Genomic DNA, 6964 nt, shown 5'->3' with positions numbered 1-6964 from the left:
GGATCCGTGCGCGGGGAGCGCTGCCGGTGCCCGCCCGCACACCGCGCGTTCCCGAACGGTTGCACGGGGGCGCGCGCGGCGCGGTGGCCGGTGTACGCCCCCGGCGGCGGGTCACACGTGTTCCGTGGGGATGACCGCCTCCCCTCGCGAGAGCTGCGTCGCCGAGATCGGCAGGCCGGCCCGGGCGGCCGTGTGCCGGTCCCGTACGGCGTCCAGGGGTTCACGGCCGACGACCTGGCCGGCCTTGATCAGCTCCACCTGGAGCTGCCGGTCGGCGAGCCGCGCCGGGACGTTCCCGGTGCCGATCACCTCGGCCTCCGCCACGCCGTACTCGTCCAGCCGTCGCGCCGCCCACTTGCGGCCGCCGATGGACGTCTTGCCGCCGGTCGACCGCTTCGCCACCGATACCAGCGGAGCCCCGGGGTCCGCGGACTCGGCGCGCGCGACGAGCTTGTAGACCATCGAGCACGTCGGATGCCCGGACCCCGTCACCAGCTGGGTGCCCACCCCGTACGCGTCCACGGGCGCCGCCGCCAGCGAGGCGATCGCGTACTCGTCGAGGTCCGAGGTCACCACGATCTTCGTGCGGGTGGCCCCCAGCTCGTCCAGCTGCTGCCGTACCCGGTGCGCGACCAGCAGCAGGTCCCCGGAGTCGATACGGACCGCCCCGAGCTCGGGCCCGGCGATCTCGACCGCCGTACGGACCGCCTCGGCGACGTCGTACGTGTCCACGAGCAGCGTCGTTCCCCGCCCGAGCGAGTTCACCTGGGCCTGGAAGGCGTCCCGCTCACGGTCGTGGAGCAGGGTGAAGGCGTGCGCGGAGGTCCCCACGGTGGGGATGTTGTAGCGGAAGCCCGCCGCCAGGTCCGAGGTCGAGGTGAAACCGCCGACGTACGCCGCCCTGGACGCGGCCACCGCGGCCAGCTCGTGGGTGCGCCGGGCGCCCATCTCGATCAGCGGCCGGTCACCGGCGGCGGAGGACATACGGGACGCGGCCGCCGCGATCGCCGAGTCGTGGTTGAGGATGGAGAGGATCACCGTCTCCAGGAGCACGCACTCGGCGAAGGAGCCCTCGACCCGCAGGATCGGCGAGCCCGGGAAGTACACCTCGCCCTCCGGATAGCCCCAGACATCGCCGCCGAAGCGGTACGAGGACAGCCACTCCAGCGTCGGCTCGTCCACGATCTCGCGTTCGCGCAGGAAGCCGAGCACGTCCGCGTCGAAGCGGAAGTTCTCCACCGCGTCCAGCACCCGACCGGTACCCGCCACGACGCCGTACCGCCGTCCCTCGGGCAGCCGCCGGGTGAAGACCTCGAAGACCGAACGCCGGCCGGCCGTCCCGGCCGCCAGCGCGGCCTCCAGCATCGTCAGCTCGTACTGGTCCGTGAAGAGCGCCGTCGAGGGCACGTCCACCGGCAACCCCAGATCCGCTACGCCCACCAGAGTTCTCCTCGCCTCGATCTCTCGGGGAGAGCCCGGTGGCTTCGGGTCCTCCCCCGTCGTGTCGGGGGCGGCCCGTCGCATGGCTGCGATCGGACACGGTGTCCCCCGGTCAACCGGTCAATACGGCTCCGAGGGCGATCGTACTCGGAAATCGTCAATCTGACGATTTCCCGGGTCCGTTTGTGCGGGTACCCCCTTGTGGTGGCAGCATGGGCCGTGTGACGGCTCCCGCACCCCTAGAGATCGAAAAGACCGAGTCGGCGGAGGAGGCCTTCGCCGTCCCCGAGCCCGACGTCCCCTGGGTGACGATCGTCCACAACGACCCGGTCAACCTCATGAGCTACGTGACGTATGTCTTCCAGACGTACTTCGGCTATCCCAAGGACAAGGCCACCAAGCTCATGCTCGACGTGCACCACAAGGGCCGTGCGGTGGTCTCCAGCGGAACGCGCGAGGAGATGGAACGCGACGTACAGGCCATGCACGGATACGGTCTGTGGGCCACCCTCCAGCAGGACCGCAAGTAACCCTCTCCAGAAGCAGCCGGCCGGAAGCAGCGAACCCACTCCATGCCAGGACACTTCGAACCGACCTCCGGCGGCGGCGCGGCCGTCGCGCTCGACGAGGTCGAGATCTCCATCATCCGCTCGCTGGCCGTACAGCTCCTGGAGCTGATCGGTCCCGGCCCCGCCGAGGACGCCCCCGACGATCCACTCGCCGAGCTGTTCAACGAGGGCCCGAGCGAGCCGCCGAAGGACCCGGTGCTCCAGCGCCTGTTCCCGGACGCCTACGGCGGCCCCGGCGGCGAGCCCAACTCGCCCGAGCGGGCCGAGGAGCAGCGCCAGTACTCGTCGGAGTTCCGCCGCTTCACCGAGAACGACCTGCGCGCCGGCAAGCGTGAGAACGCCCTCGCGGTGATCCGCTCCCTGGACCGGCTGACCACCGCGGGCGACGGCGACGCCGTACTGGAGCTCACGCCCGAGGGCTCCCAGCAGTGGCTCGGCTGCCTCAACGACCTTCGCCTGGCGATCGGCTCCCGGCTCGACGTCACCGACGAGGAGGACACCGACCTCCTCTACCGGCTGCCGGACGAGGACCCGCGCAAGCCGATGGTGATGGCGTACCTGTGGCTGGGCGGGCTCCAGGAGACGCTGGTGCAGACCCTGATGCCGTAGGACCTGAGCGGCCTCTCCCTCCTCTGCCTGTTCTCCTCTTGTTCTCCTTTCGTTCTCTTTGTGCTGGTTTCGTGTTCGCTCAGAGGACACTCAAATCCGGATAACGATCGTGTCACCGCCCCGGCCCGCTATGGCGGCCGGGGCGTCCTTTGTCTGCTTCTGCCTGTGTGGTGCGCCACAAAACGGTCAATTGATCTCCGGGGCGGCCGTGATAGATCTTCACGACCGCCCGACGGGACACCACCCATGCCCCTCCGGGTGCGCCACCGCGCCGACGGACCGCCGGCCAGGCATCAGCTCCACCAATCCGGGGGGATCGGGGCCCGATCCACGGCCGACGACGACGGCCGGGGGAGGGCATGGAGAGCACGGAGAAAGGCGCACCACACATGACCTCAGCGCAGGTCGACGAGCAGTACGACGGGCACGACCGCGACGGTGCCGCGAACGGCGACGCCCCCGGAGAGGGGTACGAGCGCGGGCTGGGCAGCCGTCAGGTCCAGATGATCGCGATCGGCGGCGCCATCGGCGTCGGCCTCTTCCTCAACGCCGGGGCGAACATCGCCAAGGCGGGACCGAGCCTCATCCTGATGTACGCCGTCGCCGGCGTGATCATCTTCTTCATCATGAGGGCGCTCGGCGAACTCCTGCTCTACCGCCCCGTCTCGGGCTCCTTCGCGGAGTACTCGCGGGAGTTCCTCGGCCCGTTCTTCGGCTACTTCACCGGCTGGACGTACTGGCTGCTGTGGGTCGTCACCGGCATGGCCGAGCTCACCGCCGCCGCGATCTACATCAACTACTGGTTCCCGTCCATCCCGCAGTGGGTCTCGGCGCTGGGCTTCCTGGTCGTCCTGTTCGTGGCGAACCTGATCTCCGTGAAGCTGTTCGGCGAGATCGAGTTCTGGTTCTCGATGATCAAGGTCACCGCCCTCATCGGCATGATCGTGATCGGCCTCGGCGTCCTCACCTTCGGCTTCAGCGCGGCCGGCGACACCGCGGCGGTCTCCAACCTCTGGGCCTTCGACGGCTTCTTCCCCAAGGGCATCGGCTCCTCCCTGATGACCCTGCAGGGCGTGATGTTCGCCTACCTGGCCGTCGAGCTGGTCGGTGTCACGGCCGGTGAGTCCGAGAACCCCGAGAAGACCCTCCCCAAGGCGATCAACACCCTGCCCTGGCGTATCGGGCTCTTCTACGTGGGCGCGCTCACGGTCATCCTCTGCGTGGTGAAGTGGACCGAGTTCGCGCCGGGGGTCAGCCCCTTCGTGAAGGCCTTCGCCGTGATCGGCATCCCGGCGGGCGCCGGCATCGTGAACTTCGTGGTGCTCACCGCGGCGCTGTCCTCCTGCAACTCCGGCATGTACTCCACGGGCCGCATGCTGCGCACCCTCTCCGAGAGCGGCGAGGCGCCCAAGGCCCTGGGCAGGCTGTCCGCCACCAGGACGCCCGCCTTCGCGATCACGCTCTCCGTGCTCTTCATGGGCATCGGCGTGATCCTCAACTACGTCGTCCCGGAGAAGGCCTTCGGCTACGTCGTCTCCGTCGCCACCGCGGCCGGCATCTGGACCTGGCTGATGATCCTGATCAGCCATGTCCTCTACCGCCGCGCGGTCGACGAGGGCCGCCTGCCCGCCTCCTCCTTCCCGGCTCCCGGCGGCGCGGTGTGCAGCTGGGTCGCCATCGCCTTCCTGGTCTTCGTCACCGGTCTCATCGCGTACGACTCCGAGTCCCGGGTCTGCCTGTTCGTGATGGCGGGCTGGGCGGCGGCCCTCGGCGTCGGCTGGCTCGTACTGAGGTCACGGAACCCCGAGGTCACCGGGCATCGCGACCCGGAGCTGGAGAAACTCGGCTGACCTGCGCGGTCCCGATACGGCCGACCCGTACGGTCCCGATACGGCTGACCTGCGCGGTCCCGGTATGTGGGCCGTCCCGTACCACTCCTCGGTACGGGACGGCCCTTCTGCTTATCCTGACGGGCATGCTGACCATCACCCAGGACCTCGTCGACAAGATCGTCGCCCACGCGCGCCAGGACCACCCCGACGAGGCGTGCGGCGTCGTCGCGGGCCCCGCGGGCACGGACCGCCCCGAGCGCTTCATCCCCATGCTCAACGCCGCCCGCTCACCCACGTTCTACGAGTTCGACTCGGGCGACCTGTTCAAGCTCTACCGCGAGCTGGACGACCGCGACGAGGACCCGGTCGTCATCTACCACTCCCACACGGCGACCGAGGCGTACCCCTCCCGTACGGACATCTCGTACGCGAACGAGCCCGGCGCGCACTACGTCCTCGTCTCCACAGCGGACACCGACGGCCTGGGGGAGTTCCAGTTCCGCTCCTTCCGCATAGTCGAGGGCGAGGTCACGGAGGAGGAGGTCAAGGTGGTGGACTCGTACTGATCTCACCCATCGGTTGAAAACTGTCCGGAATGCGAGATCACACTCCGGGGCCCCCACCGGGAATCGATACGATGAGCCCATGGTTCTCCACGACGTGAGCGAGAAGACGCCGGGCGCACTGCTCGTGGCGCGGCTGCACGTCGATCTGTGCAGGCTTGCCAGCGCCATCTGTTGACGCCGACCCCTGCCGCCGTACGGCCGTGAGCCGCGGCGTCCGACCTGCGCAAGACGCAAGAAACGCTTCTTCCGCACGCTCCACGCACCACTCGCGCCGCCGCGCCCCCAGACCCGACTTCTTCCGACAGGAGCCCGCAACCATGGCCATCGAGGTCCGCATCCCGACCATCCTCCGCCAGTACACCGACGGCCAGAAGGCGGTGGACGGCACCGGGGACACCCTCGCCGAACTCTTCGCCGACCTCGAGACCCGTCACGCGGGCATCCAGGCTCGCATCGTGGACGGCGGTGAACTGCGCCGCTTCGTCAACGTGTACCTGAACGACGAGGACGTCCGCTTCCTCGACGGCATCACCACCAAGGTCGCCGACGGCGACAACGTCACGATCCTGCCGGCCGTGGCCGGCGGTATGGCCTGACAGGCCGCTGGAATCCCATGCGCTACGACTCCCCGCTGGCCGCGGTGGGCAACACCCCCCTGGTGCGCCTGCCGCGGCTCTCGCCGTCAGCCGATGTCAGCATCTGGGCCAAGCTGGAGGACCGGAACCCCACCGGTTCGGTCAAGGACCGCCCGGCTCTGCACATGATCGAGCAGGCGGAGAAGGACGGACGTCTCACGCCCGGCTGCACGATCCTGGAGCCGACCTCCGGCAACACCGGCATCTCCCTGGCCATGGCCGCGAAGCTCAAGGGCTACCGCATCGTGTGCGTGATGCCCGAGAACACCTCGCAGGAACGCCGTGACCTGCTGGCCATGTGGGGTGCGGAGATCATCTCGTCCCCTGCCGCGGGCGGCTCCAACACGGCGGTGCGCGTCGCGAAGGAACTGTCGGCCGAGCACCCGGACTGGGTGATGCTCTACCAGTACGGCAACCCGGACAACGCGGGCGCGCACTACGCCACGACCGGTCCGGAGATCCTCGCCGACCTCCCCTCCATCACCCACTTCGTGGCGGGCCTCGGCACCACGGGCACGCTCATGGGCGTGGGCCGCTACCTCCGCGAGCACAAGCCGGACGTCAAGATCGTGGCCGCCGAGCCGCGCTACGACGACCTGGTGTACGGGCTCAGGAACCTGGACGAGGGCTTCGTGCCGGAGCTGTACGACGCGTCGGTCCTCACCACCCGCTTTTCCGTCGGCTCGGCCGACGCGGTGACCCGCACCCGGGAACTGCTCCAGCAGGAGGGCATCTTCGCCGGCGTCTCCACGGGTGCCGCTCTGCACGCCGCGATCGGCGTGGCGAAGAAGGCCGTGAAGGCGGGAGAACAGGCCGACGTGGCGTTCGTCGTCGCCGACGGGGGCTGGAAGTACCTGTCGACGGGCGTGTACACGGCACCGACGACGGAAGCGGCGATCGAAACGCTGCAGGGCCAGCTCTGGGCGTAGCCCACGTGCTCCCACGCTGGGACGGGGCCGGGTTGCTCGTCTTGTCGGCTGCGGGTCGGTGGTGGTGGGGTGAGGGGGCTGGTCGCGCAGTTCCCCGCGCCCCTCAAAACCCCGGCTCCGACCCGGAGAAGCGCAGCCCAGGCCAGCGACACCCAGCTCCGGCTCGGCACTATGCAGCGCAGGCCCGCGAAACCCAGCCCCGGCCCGGCACGATTCAGCCCACGCCCGCACTATGCAGCGCAGGCCAGCGGCACCCAGCTCCGGCTCGGCACGATTCAGCCCAGGCCAGCGACACCAAGCCCCGGCCCCGCACGGTTCAGCCCAGGCCCGCACTATGCAGCCCAGGCCAGCGACACCCAGCCCCGGCCCCGCACTATCCAGCTC

At 69.4% G+C, this 6964-nt stretch carries 8 protein-coding genes; 7 read left to right on the top strand and 1 reads right to left on the bottom strand.

The window, feature by feature from the left end:
* Positions 1-111: 111 nt before the first annotated feature.
* The gene (locus tag FNH04_RS38330; protein WP_322725080.1) at positions 112-1440 is read right to left on the bottom strand and encodes a nicotinate phosphoribosyltransferase; all 1329 of its coding nucleotides are present in this window, start codon (positions 1438-1440) and stop codon (positions 112-114) included.
* A 212-nt stretch (positions 1441-1652) separates the two neighbouring features.
* On the opposite strand from FNH04_RS38330, the gene clpS reads away from it, so the two are divergent.
* From clpS to FNH04_RS38300, 7 genes are all read left to right on the top strand, one after another.
* A complete protein-coding gene (gene clpS / locus FNH04_RS38325) occupies positions 1653-1970 on the top strand; it encodes an ATP-dependent Clp protease adapter ClpS (protein ID WP_152790484.1) in 318 nt (105 codons plus the stop codon).
* A gap of 42 nt (positions 1971-2012) precedes the next feature.
* Positions 2013-2618 (top strand): DUF2017 domain-containing protein, encoded by a 606-nt coding sequence (locus FNH04_RS38320; protein ID WP_152790482.1) that lies wholly within the window; start codon positions 2013-2015, stop codon positions 2616-2618.
* A 389-nt stretch (positions 2619-3007) separates the two neighbouring features.
* Positions 3008-4468 (top strand): amino acid permease, encoded by a 1461-nt coding sequence (locus tag FNH04_RS38315; RefSeq protein WP_194236955.1) that lies wholly within the window; start codon positions 3008-3010, stop codon positions 4466-4468.
* A gap of 125 nt (positions 4469-4593) precedes the next feature.
* The gene (locus FNH04_RS38310; protein WP_152790480.1) at positions 4594-5016 is read left to right on the top strand and encodes a Mov34/MPN/PAD-1 family protein; all 423 of its coding nucleotides are present in this window, start codon (positions 4594-4596) and stop codon (positions 5014-5016) included.
* Between the two features lie 79 nt (positions 5017-5095).
* Positions 5096-5191, top strand: a complete 96-nt coding sequence (locus FNH04_RS49165) for a putative leader peptide (protein WP_322725075.1) — start codon at positions 5096-5098, stop codon at positions 5189-5191.
* Between the two features lie 142 nt (positions 5192-5333).
* Complete coding sequence (locus FNH04_RS38305; RefSeq protein WP_152790478.1) at positions 5334-5612, top strand: MoaD/ThiS family protein; 279 nt, start codon at positions 5334-5336, stop codon at positions 5610-5612.
* A gap of 17 nt (positions 5613-5629) precedes the next feature.
* Positions 5630-6580: a PLP-dependent cysteine synthase family protein gene (locus FNH04_RS38300; RefSeq protein WP_152790476.1), complete on the top strand. Its 951-nt coding sequence runs from the start codon at positions 5630-5632 to the stop codon at positions 6578-6580.
* Positions 6581-6964 lie beyond the last annotated feature (384 nt).

The sequence above is a fragment of the Streptomyces phyllanthi genome, from assembly GCF_009377205.1.
In the GTDB taxonomy this organism is placed as follows: domain Bacteria; phylum Actinomycetota; class Actinomycetes; order Streptomycetales; family Streptomycetaceae; genus Streptomyces; species Streptomyces phyllanthi.
The sequence above is the reverse complement of the archived record's forward strand: the minus strand, read 5'-3'. Positions and strand labels throughout refer to the sequence as shown.

Bases quoted from the DNA above. Each gene is read 5' to 3' on its own strand.
- FNH04_RS38310 (WP_152790480.1), top strand. From the start codon at position 4,594: ATGCTGACCATCACCCAGGACCTCGTCGACAAGATCGTCGCCCACGCG.
- FNH04_RS49165 (WP_322725075.1), top strand. From the start codon at position 5,096: ATGGTTCTCCACGACGTGAGCGAGAAGACGCCGGGCGCACTGCTCGTG.
- FNH04_RS38315 (WP_194236955.1), top strand. From the start codon at position 3,008: ATGACCTCAGCGCAGGTCGACGAGCAGTACGACGGGCACGACCGCGAC.
- FNH04_RS38305 (WP_152790478.1), top strand. From the start codon at position 5,334: ATGGCCATCGAGGTCCGCATCCCGACCATCCTCCGCCAGTACACCGAC.
- FNH04_RS38320 (WP_152790482.1), top strand. From the start codon at position 2,013: ATGCCAGGACACTTCGAACCGACCTCCGGCGGCGGCGCGGCCGTCGCG.
- FNH04_RS38300 (WP_152790476.1), top strand. From the start codon at position 5,630: ATGCGCTACGACTCCCCGCTGGCCGCGGTGGGCAACACCCCCCTGGTG.
- clpS (WP_152790484.1), top strand. From the start codon at position 1,653: ATGGGCCGTGTGACGGCTCCCGCACCCCTAGAGATCGAAAAGACCGAG.